Annotated in this window: 15 protein-coding genes; 10 read left to right on the forward strand and 5 right to left on the reverse strand. The window is 47.1% G+C overall.

Going from position 1 to position 22,336, the window contains the following annotated elements; genetic code table 11:
* Window positions 1-542 precede the first annotated feature (542 nt).
* Both metH and KDM90_RS11720 read left to right on the forward strand, forming a co-directional pair.
* Entirely contained in the window at window positions 543-4,292 is a 3,750-nt protein-coding gene (metH, locus tag KDM90_RS11715; RefSeq protein WP_212675783.1) for a methionine synthase, read from the forward strand.
* A complete protein-coding gene (locus KDM90_RS11720) occupies window positions 4,292-4,966 on the forward strand; it encodes a hypothetical protein (RefSeq protein ID WP_212675784.1) in 675 nt (224 codons plus the stop codon). Before metH ends, KDM90_RS11720 begins: the two co-directional genes overlap by 1 nt.
* Before the next feature lie 389 nt (window positions 4,967-5,355).
* Here the strand turns inward: KDM90_RS11720 and KDM90_RS11725 are convergent, their stop codons facing one another.
* Together KDM90_RS11725 and KDM90_RS11730 are read right to left on the reverse strand one after the other, a co-directional pair.
* Window positions 5,356-5,547, reverse strand: a complete 192-nt coding sequence (locus KDM90_RS11725; RefSeq protein ID WP_212675785.1) for a hypothetical protein — start codon at window positions 5,545-5,547, stop codon at window positions 5,356-5,358.
* A gap of 736 nt (window positions 5,548-6,283) precedes the next feature.
* Window positions 6,284-6,559: a hypothetical protein gene (locus tag KDM90_RS11730; protein ID WP_212675786.1), complete on the reverse strand. Its 276-nt coding sequence runs from the start codon at window positions 6,557-6,559 to the stop codon at window positions 6,284-6,286.
* A gap of 275 nt (window positions 6,560-6,834) precedes the next feature.
* On the opposite strand from KDM90_RS11730, the gene KDM90_RS11735 reads away from it, so the two are divergent.
* The 4 genes from KDM90_RS11735 to KDM90_RS11750 all read left to right on the forward strand — a co-directional run bounded on the left by KDM90_RS11735 (window position 6,835) and on the right by KDM90_RS11750 (window position 11,563).
* Complete coding sequence (locus tag KDM90_RS11735) at window positions 6,835-7,887, forward strand: sensor histidine kinase (RefSeq protein ID WP_212675787.1); 1,053 nt, start codon at window positions 6,835-6,837, stop codon at window positions 7,885-7,887.
* A 35-nt stretch (window positions 7,888-7,922) separates the two neighbouring features.
* Window positions 7,923-8,669, forward strand: coding sequence for a LytR/AlgR family response regulator transcription factor (locus KDM90_RS11740; RefSeq protein ID WP_212675788.1), 747 nt, complete (start codon window positions 7,923-7,925; stop codon window positions 8,667-8,669).
* Window positions 8,670-8,794: 125 nt separating this feature from the next.
* A complete protein-coding gene (locus KDM90_RS11745) occupies window positions 8,795-9,556 on the forward strand; it encodes a class I SAM-dependent methyltransferase (RefSeq protein ID WP_212675789.1) in 762 nt (253 codons plus the stop codon).
* Window positions 9,557-9,682: 126 nt separating this feature from the next.
* Entirely contained in the window at window positions 9,683-11,563 is a 1,881-nt protein-coding gene (locus tag KDM90_RS11750; RefSeq protein WP_212675790.1) for an ATP-binding protein, read from the forward strand.
* Between the two features lie 67 nt (window positions 11,564-11,630).
* Here the strand turns inward: KDM90_RS11750 and KDM90_RS11755 are convergent, their stop codons facing one another.
* Entirely contained in the window at window positions 11,631-12,359 is a 729-nt protein-coding gene (locus KDM90_RS11755; protein ID WP_212675791.1) for a phytanoyl-CoA dioxygenase family protein, read from the reverse strand.
* Between the two features lie 55 nt (window positions 12,360-12,414).
* Entirely contained in the window at window positions 12,415-12,954 is a 540-nt protein-coding gene (locus KDM90_RS11760) for a GNAT family N-acetyltransferase (protein ID WP_212675792.1), read from the reverse strand.
* Window positions 12,955-13,481: 527 nt separating this feature from the next.
* Here KDM90_RS11760 and KDM90_RS11765 point away from each other — a divergent pair.
* The 3 genes from KDM90_RS11765 (at window position 13,482) to KDM90_RS11775 (ending at window position 20,191) form a co-directional block, all read left to right on the forward strand.
* A complete protein-coding gene (locus KDM90_RS11765; RefSeq protein WP_212675793.1) occupies window positions 13,482-14,669 on the forward strand; it encodes an efflux RND transporter periplasmic adaptor subunit in 1,188 nt (395 codons plus the stop codon).
* Window positions 14,670-14,671: 2 nt separating this feature from the next.
* A complete protein-coding gene (locus KDM90_RS11770) occupies window positions 14,672-17,887 on the forward strand; it encodes an efflux RND transporter permease subunit (RefSeq protein WP_212675794.1) in 3,216 nt (1,071 codons plus the stop codon).
* Between the two features lie 336 nt (window positions 17,888-18,223).
* Window positions 18,224-20,191 (forward strand): PhoX family protein, encoded by a 1,968-nt coding sequence (locus KDM90_RS11775; protein WP_212675795.1) that lies wholly within the window; start codon window positions 18,224-18,226, stop codon window positions 20,189-20,191.
* Between the two features lie 73 nt (window positions 20,192-20,264).
* Here KDM90_RS11775 and chrA read toward each other — a convergent pair whose 3' ends face one another.
* Window positions 20,265-21,602 carry a chromate efflux transporter gene (gene chrA / locus KDM90_RS11780; protein ID WP_212675796.1) on the reverse strand — a complete coding sequence of 446 codons (1,338 nt, stop codon included), beginning with the start codon at window positions 21,600-21,602 and terminating at the stop codon, window positions 20,265-20,267.
* 136 nt (window positions 21,603-21,738) lie between these two features.
* On the opposite strand from chrA, the gene KDM90_RS11785 reads away from it, so the two are divergent.
* Window positions 21,739-22,323, forward strand: coding sequence for a TMEM175 family protein (locus tag KDM90_RS11785; protein ID WP_212675797.1), 585 nt, complete (start codon window positions 21,739-21,741; stop codon window positions 22,321-22,323).
* Window positions 22,324-22,336: the final 13 nt, after the last annotated feature.

Consider the following 22,336-nt stretch of genomic DNA (forward strand, 5'->3'; position numbering starts at 1 on the left):
GGAAGACTGTTCGTTAAATCGTCTGGTTTTTTCCGTGAAGGCGAGAATTCAGTGACGGTACAGCTAAGTAGTGTTTTACAAATAGTTTTGATCCTAGAATTCTCTAGAACTAGCCAGCTTGATAAAAGTATTGATAAAGACTAGTTCAAACAAGTTCCCTCCTTAAGGCGTATGGCTAATTTGGCATACGCCTATTTTTTTGGCATTTCGCTAGAATTCTTATATCTTTTTTCTATTTGCTAATAGATGAATGCGTCACAAACCCTCACTACCGTGAACGAGTAAGTAGGCGTCATAGAGAGAAATGGCGTGACGCTGGATAAACATGGTTTTTATGAAACACGATCCTGTTTTAGGAAGTTCATTCGAAATCACGTATAATTTCAGCTTGTTTTCCTGCGCCGATTTGAGACTCAGATTGCGGGCGCGTAATAAGTGCAGCTAAAGGTAGTAATCTTTTACCAAATCGCCCACTTCTTACCCGATCCGCTAGTGTCAGCCCGATCGGGTTTTTTGTTTTTAGCGTTCATCATCCACACATTATGTCCACCGTTCTGAAATCTTCCGCCACCGAAGCGCGTCTGCGCGAACTACTCCAGCAACGTATCCTGATTCTTGATGGTGCGATGGGAACGATGATACAGCGCTACAAATTGACCGAAGCCGATTATCGCGGCGAGCGCTTTAAAGACTTTACTGGCCCAGAAGGGATTCGTGAATTATTCGTCAAAGGCAATAATGAATTGCTGTCATTGACGCAGCCACACGTGATTCAAGAAATTCACGAACAGTATTTGGCAGCGGGTGCGGACTTGATCGAAACCAATACCTTCGGTGCTACCACGGTCGCGCAAGACGATTACCATATGGCGCATCTGGCGTATGAGATGAATGTGGCGTCGGCAAAAATTGCGCGTGCTGCATGTGATAAATATTCGAGTGCGGATAAGCCGCGCTTTGTCGCTGGCGCACTCGGGCCTACGCCAAAAACTGCTTCAATCTCGCCAGACGTGAATGATCCAGCAGCGCGTAACGTCACCTTTGATCAACTGGTCGCTGCTTATCACGAGCAAGTACGCGGTTTGGTCGATGGCGGTGCCGATGTCCTCTTGGTTGAGACGATTTTTGACACGCTCAACTGCAAAGCCGCTTTATTCGCGATTGATCAGTATTTTGAAGAAACCGGCAGTACTTTGCCGATTATGATTTCTGGCACCGTGACTGACGCATCGGGGCGTATTTTGTCCGGTCAAACCGTACCCGCTTTCTGGAATTCTGTGCGTCATGCGAAACCATTGACCATCGGTCTGAACTGCGCGCTTGGCGCCGCATTGATGCGTCCGTACGCCGAAGAGTTGTCCAAGATTGCGGATACTTTCGTTTGTATTTATCCGAACGCGGGTCTGCCCAATCCTATGAGTGATACCGGCTTTGATGAATTGCCAGCCGATACTTCGGCGCTCTTGAAAGAATTCGCTGAAGCGGGTTTCATCAATATCGCTGGTGGTTGCTGCGGTACCACCCCTAGCCACATCAAAGCCATTGCCGATATCCTCGTAACACAAACACCACGCGCTATACCAACGATAGAACCAGCGATGCGCTTGTCTGGCTTAGAGCCATTCACGATTGATGCGCAATCTTTGTTCGTGAACGTCGGCGAACGCACCAACGTCACTGGCTCTAAAGCCTTTGCGCGTTTGATTTTGAATGAGCAATACGACGAAGCCTTAGCGGTGGCACGTCAGCAAGTGGAAAACGGCGCACAGATTATCGACATCAATATGGATGAAGCGATGCTCGATTCGCAAGCGGCGATGACTCGCTTCTTGAATTTGATTGCGTCTGAACCTGATATCGCCCGTGTCCCTTTGATGATCGATTCTTCCAAATGGGAAGTGATCGAAGCGGGTCTGAAATGCGTACAAGGCAAAGCCATCGTCAACTCGATTTCCATGAAGGAAGGTGAAGCGCAATTCTTGCATCACGCCAAACTGTGTAAGCGTTATGGCGCAGCGGTGATCGTCATGGCCTTCGATGAAAAAGGCCAGGCGGATACTTACGAACGCAAGATAGAAATCTGCAAACGCGCTTACGATTTGTTGGTGAATGAATGTGCGTTTGATCCTTACGATATTATTTTCGATCCAAATATTTTCGCAGTCGCAACCGGTATCGAAGAGCACAATAACTACGCAGTCGATTTCATCGAAGCGACACGTTGGATACATCAAAATCTGCCTGGCGCCAAAATCAGTGGCGGCGTGTCGAACGTGAGTTTTTCTTTCCGTGGTAACGACCCTGCGCGTGAAGCTATTCACACCGTGTTCTTGTATCACGCGATTCAGGCCGACATGACCATGGGTATCGTCAACGCCGGCATGATAGGCGTGTATAGCGAACTCGATGCGGAATTGCGCGAACGCGTAGAAGACGTGGTCTTGAACCGCAGAGAAGACGCCACCGAACGCATGATTGAATTCGCGGCGACCTTAAAAGCTGGCGGCAAAAAAGAAGAAGCGACCTTGGAATGGCGTAATGAATCGGTTGAAAAACGTCTGGCACACGCGATGGTGCACGGCATCACCAATTGGATCGTCGAAGACACCGAAGAAGCCCGTGTGAATGTGATGAACGCAGGGGGTCGCCCTATCCAAGTGATCGAAGGCCCGTTGATGGCGGGTATGAATATCGTCGGTGATTTGTTCGGACAAGGCAAAATGTTCTTGCCGCAAGTCGTGAAATCTGCCCGTGTGATGAAACAAGCGGTAGCGCATCTAGTACCTTTTATTGAAGAAGAAAAGAAACGCAGCGGCGATAATAAACCGAAAGGCAAAATTGTCATCGCCACCGTCAAAGGTGACGTGCACGACATCGGCAAGAACATCGTCACGGTGGTGTTGCAATGTAATAATTTTGAAGTCGTCAACATGGGCGTGATGGTGCCTTGCTCAGAAATTTTGGCAAAAGCCAAAGCAGAAAATGCCGACATCATTGGTCTCTCCGGTTTGATCACACCATCCTTAGAAGAGATGGCTTACGTCGCCAAAGAGATGCAACGCGATCCGCATTTCCGCATGATGAAGATTCCTTTATTGATCGGTGGTGCAACGACCAGTCGCGCACATACCGCGGTGAAGATCGCGCCGAATTACGAAGGCCCGGTCGTGTATGTCGCAGATGCTTCACGTTCGGTATCGGTCGCGCAATCGTTGTTAACGCCAGAAACGCGCGAGCAATACATCGCCGAACTCGGCACCGATTACGAACGTGTCCGAACTTTGCATGCGAACAAAAAAGCCACACCGATGGTCAGCTTGGCGCAAGCACGTGCGAATAAAATGAAGCTTGAATTCACTGGTGACAAAGCGCCAGTACGGCCAAAATTTATTGGTCGTCGCGTATTCAAAAACGTGGACTTAGCGACGATTGCGAATTACATCGATTGGGGTCCCTTCTTCCAGACTTGGGATTTAGCAGGTCCTTTCCCAGCGATTCTGAAAGACGAAGTGGTCGGTGAAGCCGCGAGCAAAGTGTATGCCGAAGGCCAAGCGATGCTGAAAAAAATCATCGAAGGCCGCTGGCTCACTGCCAACGGTGTGATCTCATTGTTGCCAGCGAATACCGTGAATGATGACGACATCGAAATCTACACCGATGAAACACGCCAAGAAGTCGCTTTCACCTACTACGGCACGCGCCAGCAAACCGAAAAAGCGATCGTCGATGGCATCCAACGTCCGAACCAATGCTTGAGTGATTTCATCGCGCCAAAAGACAGCGGCATCACCGACTACATAGGCATGTTCGCGGTCACCGCAGGTTTAGGCATAGAAAAGCACGAAAAACGCTTCGAAGACGCGCACGATGATTACAGTAGCATCATGCTCAAATCCTTAGCAGATCGTTTGGCAGAAGCTTTCGCCGAATATCTGCACGAACGTGTGCGTAAAGATTTGTGGGGCTATGCTTCTGACGAAGTATTGAGCAATGAAGAGTTGATCAAAGAAAATTATTCTGGCATACGTCCAGCACCGGGTTATCCTGCTTGTCCTGAACATACGGTGAAGACCGACATGTTCAAGCAAATGCAGTGCGAAGAAATCGAGATGTTCATTACTGAATCATGGGCGATGATACCGGGTGCTGCGGTGTCGGGCTTTTACTTTGCGCATCCTGAATCTAAGTATTTTAGTGTTGGGAAGATTGCTGAGGATCAGGTTGAGGATATGGCTGCGCGGCGTGGGGTGGCTAAGGAGGATGTTGAGCGGTGGTTGGCGCCGAATTTGTGATGGACAGCGCTCATATTAACCGTGAAACAATTCTGCAGGCGCTGTTAGATTGCGATGGCTCCTGTAGAGATTTTAATTTTTCCGAACGAATTTCACGTCAGGCATGTATCAACATCATTGATTGGAAACCTATGTCGCACGGACTAAAACTCACCATCATCCTATTCACGTTTCTTTTGGTGACACAGAGTGCATTTGCGATTGGAGATGACTGCCCACTCGATCAACCAAAAGCAATTCTTGAAAATAAAGCTCCTAACGTAAAGACTTACAGGGTCAAAACTATAGGCGCTCATGAAATCCAAGAGGTTTTCACTTTGACTTCAGGCGAAACATTTCATGTGAAATCTTGGGGATGCGAGTACGTAGTTCTAACGATCCGTTTCGAATCAAGAAATTTACCTTACCAAAAACTGTCGCTCAATACGATGGCGCAAAGTGCCTCAATCGCGCTACGTAAATTAGCCACGCTACACCCCAATACGATATTTAATTTAAATGCTGCCGCCAACGCTTTGGAACGCGCAATTAAACAGAGATTGCTGCGCGAGGTAGATGAACCAATCACTATCGATACAAAATCAGAGCTCTCTCCAACCGTCACTTTAGTGAAAAGTCGCAAGCTCGGTGAAATCACATCTATCGAATTAGAACTGGCTCTAGGACCGATGTAAGATTCAATGTTTTCAAACCAAACGCGATAAGTCGCAATCTTTTTGTAGCGTGGGTTAGAGTCAGCGTAACCCACTGCTCACAGCTTAAATCACCTATATCGCTTGATCCACCTCTCGCGAACGAGTTACTGAATTTGTATTTTCCGTATTTGCCTTTACACAAACTCATCGTTCGCAGGTCGGGTGTGGCCCGACAGCCAGTTACCTTTTTTGCTTCGCCAAAAAAGGTAACCCAAAAAAGGCGACCACGCTGCCACTGGCCTTCGGCTTCCCAATTGAGCAAGACAAAAAATGGGAAAGCTTCGAAACTCGCTTCCCTTGCAGGGCGCATTTTCGCTTGCAAGCGAAAATCGTAACGCCGGCGATGTGCATGCACATCGAAACCCCGGCTAAACCTCAAACAACGAAGCTTTCTTTATCCATTTTCTGTCTTGCACAATTGGCAGTGTCAGAAGTGGAACTGCGTTAAAGTCAAAAACAACAGCAACAGCAACAGCAACAGCAACAGCAACAGCAACAGCAACAGCAACAGCAACAGCAACAGCAACAGCAACAGCAAAACAAACAGTGTCGACCGTCAAGGAGTTCAACTGGGCTAGAAAATCGAGGCGTCATCCCTGCGTAGGCAGGGATCCAGTGACGTTAGGCTTTTAAGCCGCTAGATTCCCGCCTAAGCGGGAATGACGATACATAGAGTAAGGCATCGCAAAAAGAATCATATTATCTACACGCTGTCATTTTTCCATTAGCCGTTAATGATCGTTGTTTTTGAAGTGGCTTTTGACTTTGACTTACCACCGTTTGAGACGATGTAATTTGTGCTTTACAGAAAATGGATAAGAAAGTGTTGTTGTCTGAGGTGTAGCAGGGAATTCGAGGCGCATGCGCCTCGCCTGCGGAACGATGTTCGCCTACAAGCGAACATTCCTGAGAACAGTTTCAACACTTTCCCGTTTTTTGTGATGCACAAATTATGCTAAAGCGTAGCGTAAGCACCCAAAGGGCGAGTCTACGGTCGCCTTTTTTGGATTACCTTTTTTGGCGAAGCAAAAAAGGTAATTGGCTGTCCGGCCACACCCGACCTAGATACGCAAAGAATGCGTGGTCGTCATTTAAGAGCAAGAATACAAAAATGCTAAATGCGATTGAAAGCTAATTATTCTCACAGTAACCCAAGCCACCTCATCCCCAACCCTCTTCCTGTTAGCGAACGAAAAGGAGCTTGGCTCTGGGATTCGCGTCGATCCGCAGATGGTGAGCACCGCGATGGCTCATTTTGCGATCTAGGATTGTGAAGAATTAATAAATAGCCCGATATTAAGCAAACTCATCAAACTGCGTTCCCAAAATCGCACTCATCAATCCCCAACTTCTTTCCATTGCTCGTTGGGCCTGAATTTGTTCTTCGGTGCTCAGTTTAGGGCTTTGTGTCGATTCGGGTGCTGTGACTGCGGGATTGGTTGCGGCATGCTCTTGCTCAGTTTGTGCGAGTAAGTCGGCGCGTGAAGGTGTCGCTTCACCGTGTTGTTTGACTTGTTGATAAGCGCGCATCGCAGCAATGCTTGCTGGGGATGAGCCAATCGGTACCGACATGTGAACTCCGCCAATTAAAAGAAGCCCTTAGCATAAGTCTTTGAGGGCGTTCAACATGGGAGGAGAAAGCAGGGAAATACCGCTCAATTTGGGGTATTGCTTCCATTTTTGGTCTCACGAGCTCTCGCAGTTTATGCCTCTAAAACTCAATTAGAGGGATGAATTGCTCAATTCGTGACTTTCTCTGTCTATTGGTTGGCAAATCGGGCGATACTGATTGTTATCAAAGATTCTTGAATGTTGATTGAGCTTGGTGGAGGCGAAAGATGATAAAAATGTGGAGAATTTACGGAATTGCTTGGCTCAGTTACGCCGTTTTTATTTCGCTTGCCTTGCAGTTTGATCGGATCAGTTTAGGTAGCTTCGATTGGTGGATTGCATTGCGTACGATCGCTGGTACTTTGCCTGCCGCTTTGCTACTGGCCTTGGTATGGCCTTTTAGTCGGTTCCTGTTCCTTAGCCAATATTCGAATCTGCGAGTCGTTTGTGCACATATCGCGGCTGCTTTTTTGTTTGCTTTAGTGATGTTTGCCTTGATGTTTGGAATGGCTGAATTATCCGATGGACCACAAGCAAGCTTGCGTCGATCGCAGCCTATGATTTGGTATATGTGGCCATTTCTTTACAATTTAATGATGTACGGCGTGATTGCAGGCATTTTCCATGCAGTTCATTCAAGTAAGGCGGCAGTTAGCCAGCAATTGGCGATCAATCGCGCCCATAGTCTATTGGTCGAGGCGGAATTAAGCGCGTTGAGAAATAAGCTGAATCCACATTTCCTCTTTAATACCTTGCACTCGATTATTGCCCTCGTGCGCAAAGATACCAAGGCAGCAGAGGCTGCACTGTTTCGATTTTCGGATATGTTGCGCTATATTTTAGAGACTGAAAAAAGTGGTCAGGACCGAGTCAGTCTTGACGATGAAATCCAATTTGTACGGGACTACTTGGAACTTGAGGCGATTCGTTTGGGCAATCGCTTGCAGGTGAGTTGGCGGCTCGATCCAGAAGCATTGTGTTTGCAGTTGCCGGCGCTAACGATACAACCCTTGGTCGAAAATAGCATTAAACATGCCTTTAATCCACGTAGTCAGCCTAGTCACTTGCAGATCATGACGCAGTTATCAAGTGATAAGAAATTTCTGAGTGTTAAGATTACTGATGACGGGCCTGGCGCGGTTGCGGAGCAAGTTGCGCAAGCACCGGGTATGGGAATTCGAACTATTGAGCGTCGCCTTCAACTTGCGTATGGCGATCAGGCGAGTTTGCAAATCGAAACAGCACCGGATGCGGGTTTTGCAGTCAGTCTTAGTTTGCCTATGTTGTGATGGTGTGCTTGCTGACGTGAGAAGAAAGAATCAATATGAAACAATGGACTTGTTTAATCGCCGAGGATGAACCTTTAGCCCGCGAATCGCTGCGCGATAGCATTGCACAGCGACCCGAATTACGTTTACTGGCTGAGGCAGACAATGGAACGGTCGCGCTCGACATGATACAAAATTTGCGCCCGGACGTCGTCTTTATGGACATCCAAATGCCAGAGCTGACAGGAATCGAAGTATTAAAGCGCCTCGACTACCAACCAATCGTGATTTTTACGACCGCCTATGATCAATATGCTGTCACCGCGTTTGAACTCAATGCGATTGACTATCTACTGAAGCCTTTTTCACAAGAGCGATTTGAGGCGGCGGTCGAACGTCTGCCAAGTTATGAAGCCAGCACAAACACCGAGTCTCTGGTCGATGCATTGAGCTTGGCGACGTCGCGACAGATCACGAATTTGCAACGGATCTTAGTTAAAGATCGGGGTCATATTTTTCCCGTGAATGTGAACGACATTGCCTATTTGAAGTCGGATTCAAAATACACGGGGATCTACGTTGCAAATAAAACCTATTTGGTGCGATTGGGCTTGGCTGAATTGGCTGAGCGCCTAGACCCACAACGCTTTGTTCGCATTCATCGGTCGGTGATGGTGAATTTGGATTTTGTCGAATCGATGCGAGTCGTCGATCAGTCTCAATTAGAACTGGCAATGCGCGATGGGAGCATCTTATTGGCAAACCGAGATGCGTCAAAGAGGTTAAGGGACATGTCGATCTGAGTCGATTTTGCTACGCCCACGGGGTATAGGACTGATTTGCATCATACTAGAACAGTCGATTGACTCGTTTTGCTTGATTTATACGGTAACATTCTGAGCTTAGAAGATTTTTTGAGCCAAACACGATGGATACCACACCAAGCCAAGCATTTCTCAATCTGCTTACCCAAATCAGTCAGCAAACACCTTATGAACAAATCAATGCGATTGTCGATTTTTCGAATCAATTGACTGATGAACAGTGCATGCAGCTCTTAGGCAATGACGCAGAGGTAATGCATCATAGTCCGCGTTTGACACAAGTGTATTACGACTACATTATTCAAATGGAGACAGTCGAGATTCAACGTCTATTGGCGGATACGGGCACGCTCTACACGAGTTTCCGTGAGACGGCCTCACCTGCTGCGATGATGGCCTATGATAGGGTTGCCGACATTTTTGATAATCTCGAACTTAATGGAAAAACTGTCGTGATGGTTGGCTGTGGGCAGTTGCCTGTCACAGCGATACATCTGTGTGAAGAAAGCCAAATTAAAAAAGTGTATGCGCTTGATATTTCGGCGCAGGCGATCGACGTTGTGCATCAATTACAAGCAAAGTTCGGTTGGTCGAATCTCGAAGCGCAATTTTGTAATGGGAATAGCTACGACTATAGTGAGGCAGATATTGTCTATATAGCAAATATGGTGCGTCCAAAAGCCGAAGTGATTGCGCAAGTGCTCAAGACTGCCCGCGCCGATGCAGAAATCATCATTCGAGAGCCTTACGCATTAGGTAAATTATGGGCTGATTGTGCGGAAGACACGCTCGATGCCCGATTATCTGTCCGCAGTTATGGCCCGGGTTCTCGGTATTTGTCGCGAGACGCGTTTATCCAGCGCTAAGTTCGACGAAACAATATTTGTCTACTTCTGCTTGCAGCTTCAAACTTCAAGCATCAAGCATGTATCGGTGTAAGGCATCAGACTACTCGCCTAGTTTCTGAGGGTGTATTCGTAAAAGGATTATTCGTGGATTCTCCAGCTCCTATTCAATCTCAATCCATTCACCTACAAGAATTTCGTGTGATCGGGGGAGTGACCAAAGTCTTTCCTCAGCCGACTGCAAGTGCGATTTTGCTCGTTTCTGATGATCAAGCAATAGCCGAGAATGTGCTGCAAGACCTATTCAAGGGCTTGTTGCCGAGTCTTCGCATGATACAAACAGCTAAGTTGGTAGAGCAAATCGGTTCTTTGAATGTGCAACTGTCGGCTCGTGCTGGTGCTCCGCAATTTTGCGATAGCAAGATCGCACCTCTTGCGAATGGCACTTATAAGATGATATTTCCGTGTTTGCCAGGAGCACATCAAGCCAGTGCGCATTTGTTGGTTGCGATTGTACAGCTCTTCAATCTTTTAAAAGTGGATGCCGAATTGGAGCAGCGGCAAGATGCTATGAAGCGAATTCAACAGGCAGTCCAAGCGCTTTTAGCTGAAGCTCCGCGAGGTATCAACACCATGCCTATGCTACAAACCGCGCACAAAATGGGCATTCCTTGGTATCGCTTAATTGGCAATATCTATCAATTTGGGCAGGGACGTCGGTCCTATCGTTTTGACAGTTCTATTAGTGACGTGACGCCGCATCTGTCTGTGCAACTCGCACAAAATAAATTCTTGACGAGTACGCTGTTGAGGCAACAAGGATTGCCGGTTGCGCAGAGCAAGCTAGTTGGTTCGGTCGAGGACGCAATGCAATTTGTGCAGCAACATGGATACCCTGTGGTTGTCAAACCCTGTGACCGCGATCGGGGATTAGGTGTTGCTTGTAAACTGGAGAGTCCTGAAGAAATTGCAGCCGCTTTTGAAGCAGCAAGAAAACACAGCCCGCATATTATGATCGAAACATACGTACGCGGCGAAGATCATCGAATTCACGTATTCAACGGTAAAGCCTATCGGGTTAGACATCGCGTACCCGCTCAAGTTGTCGGCGATGGTAAATCGAAACTTGAACAGCTCATCGCGCAGAATAATGCGAATGCAAACCGGACGGCTGGTACAGGGGTGATCCATGTTGATGACGAAAGTCTGAAATTGATTAGTCAGCAGAAAATGACGTTACAATCGATTCCCTCCAAAGGCCAGATTGTGAAATTGAAAGTGATTGCCAATGTTTCTGCTGGCGGAACAAGTTATGAAGTGCCCCTCGACGAGGTCCATCCCGACAATATTTATCTTGCGGAACGAGCCGTCGCGACGCTAAAACTTGATCTCGCAGCGGTGGATCTTCTCATTCCGGATATCCGTCAGTCATGGCTGGACAGTGGTGCAGCAATCTGTGAAGTCAATTCCAAGCCACAGTTTGGTGCGGATGCCCCGGCCAAAATTTTTGCGCAATTATTTCCACAACGCGGGAAAATACCTGTGATTGTTTTTTTCGCAGGGACCAATAGTCATGAATGGCTTGGTGCTGTTCAACATCAGGCGATACAACGAGGCATCAATCTCGGTATTGCTCATCATGGCGCTGCGTGGATTGGTTCGCGGCGTGTGACACAGGACGGTCAATTGTCGGCATTTCAAATTGCCGAAATTTTAGTGAAAGACACACAAGTTGATGCGTTGCTTATCGCAGCTGATCCAAGTTTGATGCACAACGGTATGTCATTTCAAGAAATTGACTTGTTGCTAGTAGACCGTGATTTGAAAGAGCAAGCGGAGATCGATTTAACGCTCTTTCTGCGCTCTCATTGCAAGCTATTGTTGGACAATTTAGATTATGCGAATTTGCCTAAATTGTCGGCGGGACCACAGTCAGGCACCGCTTTTGAAGTGATTCCATCGATGCTTGCAGAGGAAGTGATGAATATACTTGATGAACAATACCCCGCTGCGAAAGTATCAAAATAAGATCGCAACAAAGGCGCTATGCTGAAAGAAGTGATTTATCTATCGCCAAGTTTATTGAGGAAAAGCACTAGCAATCTAACAACGGCGTATTTAAATTATTCAGTCGGAAACCGCGAGGGATAAACCGGATCACGATGCCCGCTCGTCTTGTCTCTTGCTTATTTGGCGGTGATCCATGCAAGGTTTTTCCATCAAAGGCAAAGCATTGTCCCGCGCGAAGCGGCATTTTTGCGATGGTCTTTTCGATTGCAAATGGGGGACGGGGGAGTTCCTCGCTGTCTTGAAGCGCCTGAACGTACTGGCTCGTTTTAAATTGTTCAAGTGGGATAGCTTCGATTTGCGTACCCGGCACCAGCCAGACGCAATTGTGCTCTTGTGCTTCGTCGAGCGCGATCCAAACGTTGATATTTGGAAACCAACCAAAACCTTCGCTTTTATAGGTATCTTGGTGCCATTCTATGCGGCGTGCGCCTGGTGACTTGATCCAAAACGTACTTCGCCAAATGCAAACTTCGTCTCCCAATAATTGTTTAGCTGTTTGGACGATGAGTGGATGTGTCGCCAGTTTTCGAATGATCGGATGGTCGAGATGGGCATCATAAATCGTTTCTAAAGGCGCGCGTTCTCCAATTGTAGGAGCGACGGCTGAATAAATACTCTCAGTCGCGCTTCTCTCTCGCATGAGTTCTTCGATATGGTTTCTGAGTGTATTCATCTCCTGTTCGGACATGAGCGTAATGGGCCCGATAAAGCCGTCGCGTTGAAACGCTGAGTGTTGTTCAGATGTCAGAACCATAATCGTAGTTGGGGTGTCGGTGATGTTGATCAAATAGTCTGAGTGTGCGGCTGTACTACAAACGTTTTTCCAGCTCTAACATTTTCAATTCTTTGACTAAGCGACATTCGTCAGGAACTTCAGCTGGAAAATCCTTCACTTTGCCTGTTTTTGCATAGCCTCGTCGTTCATAGTAGGCGATCAATTCATGACGGCTTGTGATCACCGTCATCCACATTTTCTGAGATTGCCATGTTCGCTTCACCAGATCTTCGGCGGCCAGCATGAATCTCTTGCCTATTCCTCCGCCTTGCAATTGAGGATTCACTGCAAACATGCCGAGATAGGCTCTATCTTCGGTCTTTTGCAAATGAACCGAGCCAACAATGATCTCATCTTGCAGGCATAACAAAATCAGCGAGCCGTCCGCTTCAATCAGGTTGAGGACGTCGTTCGGTATCACTCTGACACCGGTAAGGAGGTCGGCTTCCGTCGTCCAGCCCGCACGGCTCGAATCGCCGCGATAGGCGCTATTGACAAGCGCGGTGATTGCTTCTGCATCTTTGCTGGTGGCGATACGGAAATCCAAAACAGGAACAGCGGAATTCAAATTCATTTTTGAATACTCATAGGGTGAAATTCATGAAACTAATGCGATGCGTCACGCCTGCATGATAACACGCACGCTGAGCCCAGATAAGCTTAGCCGGGTGGTCAGCATTTGATACAAATTAAGCTTGATGAACTAGGCAAATTTACTGAACAAATAAGGAGGAAAAGTCGCAGTCAGTGAGAATTTCTGGGAAAAATAGCGAGGAGAGATTGTGTAGACGCGTTTTTTACTTCGCGTACGAGGCAATTCTGCGCGTCGTGGAATTGGTTGGTGTTCGTTTGCCTCTCTGTGGCTTGCTCGAGCTTGTTGACACCGTCTAAAAATAATTCAAAAGATTAAAAAAATGCCATTTTCTCAAGACATAGCTGACGCTAATTAGCGTTCTTGATTTCATTTCATTCCGGTTTTTTTGCGTTTCATCCCCACTTTTGCGCAACTCACTGCTTTGCGTATTGAAGACCCATTTGCAAAAAGGAATACTCACCATCGCGAATCCTCCCATTCCACTAATACATAAGCAGGTACCTACAATGTCACGTCAAACTTTAATCGTAATCGCGATCGCTTCCGCTCTTGCTGGCTTAACAGCCTGTGGGAACGCTCCACAAGATACTCAGAAAGCGAGCGCGAGTGCGTCAGCTAGTGTCGCAAAAGGAGAAGCGAAAACCGGCCCAGAAAAATTGATCATTGCGTCTGAAGACGTCCTGAATTTGCAGAATAATGCGCTTGCTTCGGGTCCTGTGGTGACGGGTTCGATTCAACCTGAGCGTAAAGCAGACTTACGAGCAGAAGTATCGACAGTCGTTTTGCAAGTACTGAAGGAAAACGGTGAGGCGGTGAAACGTGGTGACGTGATTGTTCGCCTCGATGAAACTTCAATCCGCGACAATTTGAATTCTGCCAATGATGCGGCGCGCAATGCTGCACTTGCATTAGACCAAGTTGAGAGAAATTTGCAGCGCTTGAAAACTTTGCGCGCATCAGGAATGACCTCGATGCAAGCTTTGGATGATGCAGAAGTTCGTCGGAATGCTGCGCAAAGTGAAGTGTCAGCGGCAAAAGCACGCGCCGTACAGGCGCAGCAGCAACTACAACGCACGATTGTCCGTGCGCCGTTTGATGGTGTGGTAAGCGAACGTAAAGTTTCAGCGGGTGATACTGCATTGGCTGGCAAGGAATTGGTGAAAGTAGTTGACCCAAGCAGTATGCGTTTTGTCGGACGCGTTTCAGCTGACAAGATTGGCCTAGTAAAGATCGGTCAGGCAGTGAGTTTCCGTATCAATGGCTATGCCAATCAAGAATTCAGAGGCAAGGTGACGCGCCTCGACCCCGCTGCAAATGATGTGACACGTCAGGTTGAGGTGTTGGTCGCCTTTGCCGATAGTAAACAACCGCGCGTTTCCGGCCTGTACGCAGAGGGAAATATTGAGTCAGAAACCGTTTCCGCGTTGATGTTGCCAGAAGCCGCGATTGTCAAATCAGGTGATAAATCGTTCGCTTGGCGAGTACAAGGAAAAACTTTGAATAAAGTCGAATTGGCACTCGGTAGTCGTGATGTACGCACGGGGAACTACGAAGTACGTCGCGGTGTTGTGGCTGGTGATGTGATCATGCGCAATCCGAACTCGAGTCTAAAGGATGGTCAACTGGTTGAAATGGCCAATACAGGTGCGACCAAGACTGCTTTAGCGAACACCACACTTGCGATGAAGGACTGATCATGTTTTTATCTGATTTCAGTATTAAACGTCCGATCGCAACGATTGTTTTAATTATCGCGATGATGGCGATGGGTTTGCTCGCGATGAGTAAACTCCGAGTAAACCAAAATCCCGATGTTGAGATCCCAGGCTTATTCGTTAGCATTCCCTATCCAGGTGCCTCTCCCGATACGGTCGAGCGCGAAATTATTAATCGCATCGAAAAGTCATTGCAAAGTGTATCTGGCGTCGACGAGGTTTACTCTTTTGCGAACGAGGGCAGCGCTGGATTTGAAATGCGCTTTTCGTTTAAGAAAAATATGATCGAGGCGGCTGAAGAAGTCCGCAACGTGATTTCGACAGTGCGCTATAAGTTACCAACGGAAATGCGTGAACCTATCGTACAGCGCTTTGATCCGTCGACCCAACCCATCTTGAACTTGGCCTTGTCGTCTAGTAGCCAAAGTCATGCAGAGATCTCACGTCTTGCTGAAGATACTTTAGCGACCCGATTGCGTGGCATTGCAGGCGTCGCTACTGTGAACGTCAATGGTGCGTTACGGCGCGAACTGTCAGTCTTGCTAAGGGCCGAGCGCTTGCGCGAATTTAATGTATCTGCAGGAGAAGTGGTCGCTGCATTACGCAGTCAAAATACCAATGCGCCAGTTGGCAAAGTGCGTGGTGATTTGGAGGAAGAAAGTATTCGTTTAGTTGGACGGATTGAAAGTCCGGCTGAATTTCAAAATATCGTCGTAAAACGGCGTGGCGATCAAATTGTTCGCTTGGGTCAAGTCGCCACGATTGAGGATGGGTTTGCTGACATCAATGGTTTAAGTATACGCAGTGGAAAACCCAATGTCGGGATACAAGTAACCCGTTCGCGCGAGGCGAGTACGGTTAGTGTGGCAAAAAATGTAGTCAAAGCTGTGGAAGACATCAATAAAGAACTCGCTAAGGATCATCCTGGTACGAAATTAGAAGTGACCCGTGACGGTGGTAAAGATGCGCAAAATAGTTTGAATAATGTGATCGAATCCTTGATTTTTGGTGCTGTATTGACGATTTTTGTTGTCTACGCATTTTTGAATTCATGGCGTTCCACGCTCATCACTGCTTTAAGTTTGCCAACTTCTGTTATCGCGGCTTTTATCGCAGTATGGTTGTGCGGTTTTACCTTGAACTTCATGACCTTGCTCGGCTTGTCCTTGGCCATTGGTGTCTTGATTGATGATGCGATCGTCGTGCGTGAGAATATCGTACGTCATATGCAAAACGGCTCTGACCGGCGCACCGCCGCCTTGGAGGGGACCGCAGAGATTGGATTAGCGGTCGCTGCAACCACCTTCTCGATTATCGCGGTATTTATTCCGGTCGCGTTTATGCCTGGTATTTCGGGCGAATGGTTCCGACCTTTTGCATTGACCGTGACTTGTTCTGTATTGGTCAGCTTGGGCATTTCCTTTACCCTCGACCCTATGCTCTCTGCGTATTGGGGAGATCCAGCGGATCATCACACAGCACCCAAAAAAGGCCTGAGCAAGGTGTTAGCGCGTTTTAATGATTGGTTTGATAGCCAAGCAGACCGATATGGGCACGTGATTGCGTGGGCTTTGCATCACCGCCGTTGGATGGGAGCAATCGCGCTCGCGACATTTATTGGTGCGCTGGTATTACAAGCCAAGTTTGGCGGCACTAGCTTCTTGCCAACCGCCGATTCCGGTAATTTGATGATCGAAGTGCGCACACCTGCTTCGTCATCCGTTGAGTACGCTCGTTTGAAAATGGAGCGGGCAGCAGAGATGGCGCGTTCGATTCCTGAGGTTAAGGAAACGAATAGTAATATCAATGCGGCAGGTGGACGGATCTATGTCGACATTGGCAAGAAGAATACGCGCAAGCGCAGTGCCAAAGAGATTGCAGTCGAGCTACGCGAAAAAGTGAAGCAATTAGTGGGCGCCGAATATGTGGTTTTGGACGACTTGAATAATGGTGCTCGTAAGCCGATACAAATTGAATTCACTGGACCAGATTCACGCAAGCTCATGGAAATTACAAATGCGTATATGGAACAACTACGCAAAGTGCCGGGTGCGGTGGATGTTGGTTTGTCAGAACAAGATCCGAAAAAAGAATTAAAAATAGAAATGAACCGGGGTTTAGCGAATTCAATGGGAATTTCTATTAATGACGCTGCACAAGCTTTACGGGTTGCTTTCGCTGGTATTGAAGTCGGCGACTGGGTCGATCCAACGGGTGAGACACGTGACGTCGCGGTACGCTTGCATCCATCTGACCGTGTCAGTAAAGAGAATATCGAACGCTTACCGATAGCCATTTCTGGCACCAATGAGATGGTTCCTTTGGATCAAATTGCGACAGTCACGATGGGCAAAGGCCCCTCTGCGATTGAGCACAGCAACGGCAAGCGCACGATCACGGTTTCCGCAAATGCACAAGGCCGTTCTAGTGGTGAGGTCACCAAAGAAGCGATGGCATTAGCAGAATCGTTTAATTACCCACCAGGCTATGGTTTGTCCTTAGCTGGGGCAGGTCAAGATCAGAACGAGTTGTTTACCGAAATGTTGATTGCTTTGATCTCAGGAATTGGCTTGATGTATTTGATACTTGTGATGCAGTTTGGTTCTTTCACCGCACCTTTGGCCGTGATGTTGTCCTTGCCTTTGTCTTTGATCGGCGTGGTGGTTGCTTTGATGATTACGGGTAGTACGATTAACTTGATGAGTTTTATTGGCATCATCATGTTGATGGGACTGGTGGCAAAAAATGCGATCTTATTGCTCGACGCAGCACGTAAGCAGGAAAAAGAAGGGATGGATCGTGAAGAGGCTTTGATGCACGCTGGGCGGGTTCGCTTACGTCCGATTTTGATGACCACGTTTGCTTTGATCGCGGGGATGATTCCGGTTGCACTAGGGCTTGGTGAAGGTGGTGAATTCTATCGTCCACTGGCGATCGCGATTATTGGCGGCACCATCACTTCTACCATCTTAACCTTGCTGGTAGTGCCGAGTTTCTACGACAGTATTGAAATTGCACGCGATCGTATGATGGCGAAAATGGGCCGGCGTGCTGCAAGTTATAACCAAGTATTAGCGGTCTGTGTCACATTGTTAGAAGCTGTGTTGACCTTGACGTTTGTCCGCTTAATTTACCGCTTGGTGATGAAAGTCTTTTATGCCATTAGTGGCAAGAAAGCGAAGGTGGTCGCCTCTTAGAGATTACTTTTGTTGTTAAGCGTATTCAAGTCAGCACCACTTTCTTGAATACGTGATCATGTAGTATGGAAGTGAGTAGTACCGGTTTGAGCCTGCAAATTTTTTTGCAGGCTTTTTTTTGCGTAAAAATGGCTTCGTCTTTATGACAGATTTTAGTGACTTCTGTGTGTCATAAGCTTTGTACTGAAATAGGTTTTCTAATTCATCAATTCGTCACATTTGCTTTCTATACTCGCCAAATCAAGTGCTTCGATCATTTGATCACGCATCCGTATCTGAAGGCGCTGAATTATTCTTGTTCAGCATTTTGTACTTATTGTTTTTGGAACTCTAATCATGTCAAATCAAATTCATCTTGGACGTCGTCAAGCGCTCAAATTTTTAGCAGGCGCACCTCTGCTGCCGCTTGGTTCAGTTTCTGTTGCTTCTATGCTGACAGCTTGCGGCGGTAGTACCAATACGGCGGAGCTTGTAACAAAACCAGCGCCAAGCTTTGTTTCGGCAGTATTTGGTGGTATGCCAGCGCCAACATTAGCAAATCCGGCCGCGATGGCAACGACGACAGTTGGTTCAACGTTAAAAGTGATTATGAGTGACAAGAGCGAGAAAGATTACAAGCTCGCGTATCAAACTTTCTTTATTACAGGTGATATGGTCGATGATGGAAAGGGCGGAAAAATACTCGCGGGTGGTTACTACGATATTAATAATAAGCCGATTTTGGATAGCTCAGTTGCAGGCAAAGAGCGTCAATTTTTTTCTGATTCTCCAGACGGCACCTCGTTACTGTCCCTGCCAAATCCTAGTGTTTCTGGGATTAAGGGCAAAGCAGTCTTCGCCGTTGTTCAATTTGAATACACCACTCGAGATCAAGCTCTCGCAGATCGGTACGGTCAATTACCTTCCCCTATTGCTGTTTTGACACTTGATCAGGACCAAACAACCGGAAAATTAAGTCTCGTCAAATACCATAATGTCGATACCTCAAAAGCCCACGGACTCTGGATCACTTGCGGCTCTAGTTTGTCACCGTGGAGCACACACTTATCTTCGGAAGAATACGAACCTGATGCGCAGTTTATCGACAGCGATGCGCAATTTAAGGCCTTTAGCAAGAATACTTTTGGTAGCGAGACTGCCGCTAACCCATATCATTACGGACACTTGCCCGAAGTGACCGTGAACCCAGATGGAACTGGTACGATCAAAAAACATTATTGCCTCGGTCGAATTTCACACGAATTGGTTCAAGTGATGCCAGATAATCGTACGGTCTTAATGGGTGATGATGCGACAAATAGTGGGCTCTTTATGTTTGTCGCGGATGTAGAAAAAGATTTGTCAGCAGGAACCTTGTATGTCGCGAAAATTGGTGCTGGATTTTCGATTGATCCGGCGGCTGCGGGCGCCAAATTGAGTTGGATCAATTTGGGTCATGCGACCAGCGCGGAAATTGAGACGCTGGCCAACACCTTGAAGCCATCCGACATTATGAGTGTGTCCAAAACTGATCCAGCGGATCCAAGTTATACCAAAATATGGTTTGGTGGAAAAGCAAATTGGGTCAAAGTAAAACCAGGTATGGAGAAGGCAGCAGCGTTTCTAGAGACGCATCGTTATGCTTATTTGGCGGGCGGTAGTATGGGCTTTACAAAAATGGAAGGTACCACCGTCAATATCAAAGACAAAATCGCTTACTCTGCGTTGCAAAATATGGTCGATTCCATGGTCAAAGACAATGCAAAAGGATGGAATGCGCAGAGTGGCATTGCATTGGAAAAACCTTTAGTCGCTGGCGGTATCATGGCGCATACGATGAGCGGTGGACAAAGCGATACAGCTGGAGTAGCTATCAAGTCAGAATGGGTTCCTAATCTTACTAAAGCCCTGTTAGTAGGTGAAGATATTGCGGCTGACACACTCGGCAATTTGGCGAATCCAGATAAAATTGGCAATCCAGATAATCTCAAATTCTCCGAAAAACTACGGACTTTATTTATTGGCGAAGACAGCGGCTACCATGTGAATAACTTCCTCTGGGCATATAACGTGGACACCAAGGTATTATCCCGCTTGATGTCGATGCCGAGTGGGGGCGAAGCGACAGGTTTGCATGTGGTAGATGATCTGAATGGATGGACTTATATCACAAGCAATTTCCAGCATCCAGGTGATTGGAGCGCGTCTTTGCACGGGAAAGTGCAAGCAACTTTGGATCCTTTGGTCCGTGCCAATTACAAAGATCGGTTCGGTGCAGCGGTCGGCTACTTAACGGCGGACGTTAGCGGCGTCAAGTTGGGTTAAGTAATTTGCCTGCGATTTGGATCGCACGAGAAAAGCGATACGCAATTTGGTATCGCTTTTTTTGTCTCAGTTATTATAAAAGCTGGAACGAGAGTCCTAGTCCTGCAAATAGAATCAGGGTCCATTGAATTTTGGCTTTAAAGTGAAATAAAGCAATCACGGCGCAGGCGGTCATTAAGCCAGCCAAAGTATCAATTTGTGCGTTGAATCCATGCGGCCAGACGATATGGTAGGTAAAAAAGATCGCCAAATTCAAGACTACGCCAACCACCGCAGCGGTGATCGCATTGAGTGGTGCTTCAACCTGTAATTTGCCCTGACTGCTTTCAATCAATGGGCCACCTGCTAGAATAAAAATAAAAGATGGCAAGAAAGTAAACCAAGTCACTAAAATTGCAGCAAAGCTTCCCGCTAAAAAGAGTTGTTCTGGACCGAATAATTGCTGCACGTAGGCCGTCACAAAACCAACAAAACTCAGCACCATGATTAAGGGGCCAGGCGTACTTTCACCGAGTGCCAGGCCGTCCATCATTTGGGTCGGCGTTAGCCATCGATAGTAGTCGACGGCCTCTTGCATCACGTAGGGTAAAACGGCGTAGGCTCCGCCAAATGTTAACAAAGCTGTTTTGGTGAAAAACCATGCCATTTGCGTCAAACTATGTTGCCAGCCGAAGGCAATCCAGAGACTGCATAGTGGTAAGGCCCATAGAAATAGGCCAGTCAGGATCACGCGAGATAAACCTGACCAATGGAATAGGGTGTGTTGCGCGCGGGGACTATCGTCATCGATCACAGCGCGCCTTTGATGTGCTGGCGACGGGTTTGTATTGGCCGATGCATGGGACCCGCAAAAGTGTTGAGGTATCCATCTTCCACCAAGAAGGCCCAGCACGGCAGCGCCTAAAATGATGAACGGAAACCCAACCTGAAATGCAAACAGAGCGATAAATGCGATCGCAGCGATACCATAGAGACTACTATTTTTTAATGTTCGAGTACCGATTTTATAGCTAGCGTGGATCACAATAGCAGCGACTGCGGGCTTTATTCCGTAGAGAATCCCTGCGATGATAGGCAAGTTGCCGAATGCCAGATAGACCCACGACAAAATGATGATAAGCAATAGGGAGGGTAAGACGAACAAACTACCTGCCACGATGCCTCCGGGTGTCCCATGCAAAAGCCATCCTAAATACGTCGCAAGTTGTTGTGCCTCTGGACCTGGCAAAACCATGCAATAGTTCAGTGCGTGCAGAAAACGACGTTCGGAAATCCAACGACGTTGTTCGACTAATTCCTGATGCATAATCGCAATTTGTCCGGCCGGACCACCAAAACTGATACAGCCCAATTTGAACCAGAATCGGCAAGCCTCTGAAAAGCTGGGAGAAGTGGTTGAGTGTTCTGACATGGTTTAATTTTCTAAATTGCAGGACGGGGATGGGTTTTTGTCTTTGAATCGGAGAATTCAGGAATAGATTGTAATCGTGGTCGAAAAAGTCGATAGCGTTTTATTTGTGATAAAAATATAAGCAGAGGAGATCAAAATGGGAAAGGGGCGGTTTGAAGCTTTTAGTGATGGTGTCATTGCGATCATCATCACAATCATGGTGTTGGAATTAAAAGTACCGCATGGGAGTGAATTGACGACGCTGTTGCCCTTGCTTCCGGTATTTTTAAGCTATGTGCTAAGTTTTATCTATATTGGAATCTATTGGAATAATCACCATCACATGTTGCATGCGACTCATAAAATTAGTGCGGGCAACCTCTGGGCGAATCTACATTTATTATTCTGGCTATCATTGATTCCTTTTTCCACAGGATGGATGGGCGAAAATCATTTCGCTGCGGGGCCGACGGCGCTCTATGGTCTGAACCTTTTTATGGCCGCATTGGCGTATTGGATGTTGCAATATAGTTTGATTTGTTCGGCCGGTGACAGCTCTTTATTACGAAAAGCGATCGGTGCGGACATAAAAGGAAAATTGTCTCTGTTGCTGTATGCGTTAGCGATTTTGTTGGCCTTTCAACTTGCCCTGCTCTCGCAGTTAATTTATGTTGCGGTGGCGTTGATGTGGCTCATTCCCGATCGCCGTATTGAACAAGTACTAAAAGAAAATAAAGAGTAGAGATGGCTGTCTC

Source organism: Affinundibacterium fentianense, assembly GCF_018139545.1.
GTDB classification, from domain to species: Bacteria; Pseudomonadota; Gammaproteobacteria; order Burkholderiales; family Burkholderiaceae_D; genus Undibacterium; species Undibacterium fentianense.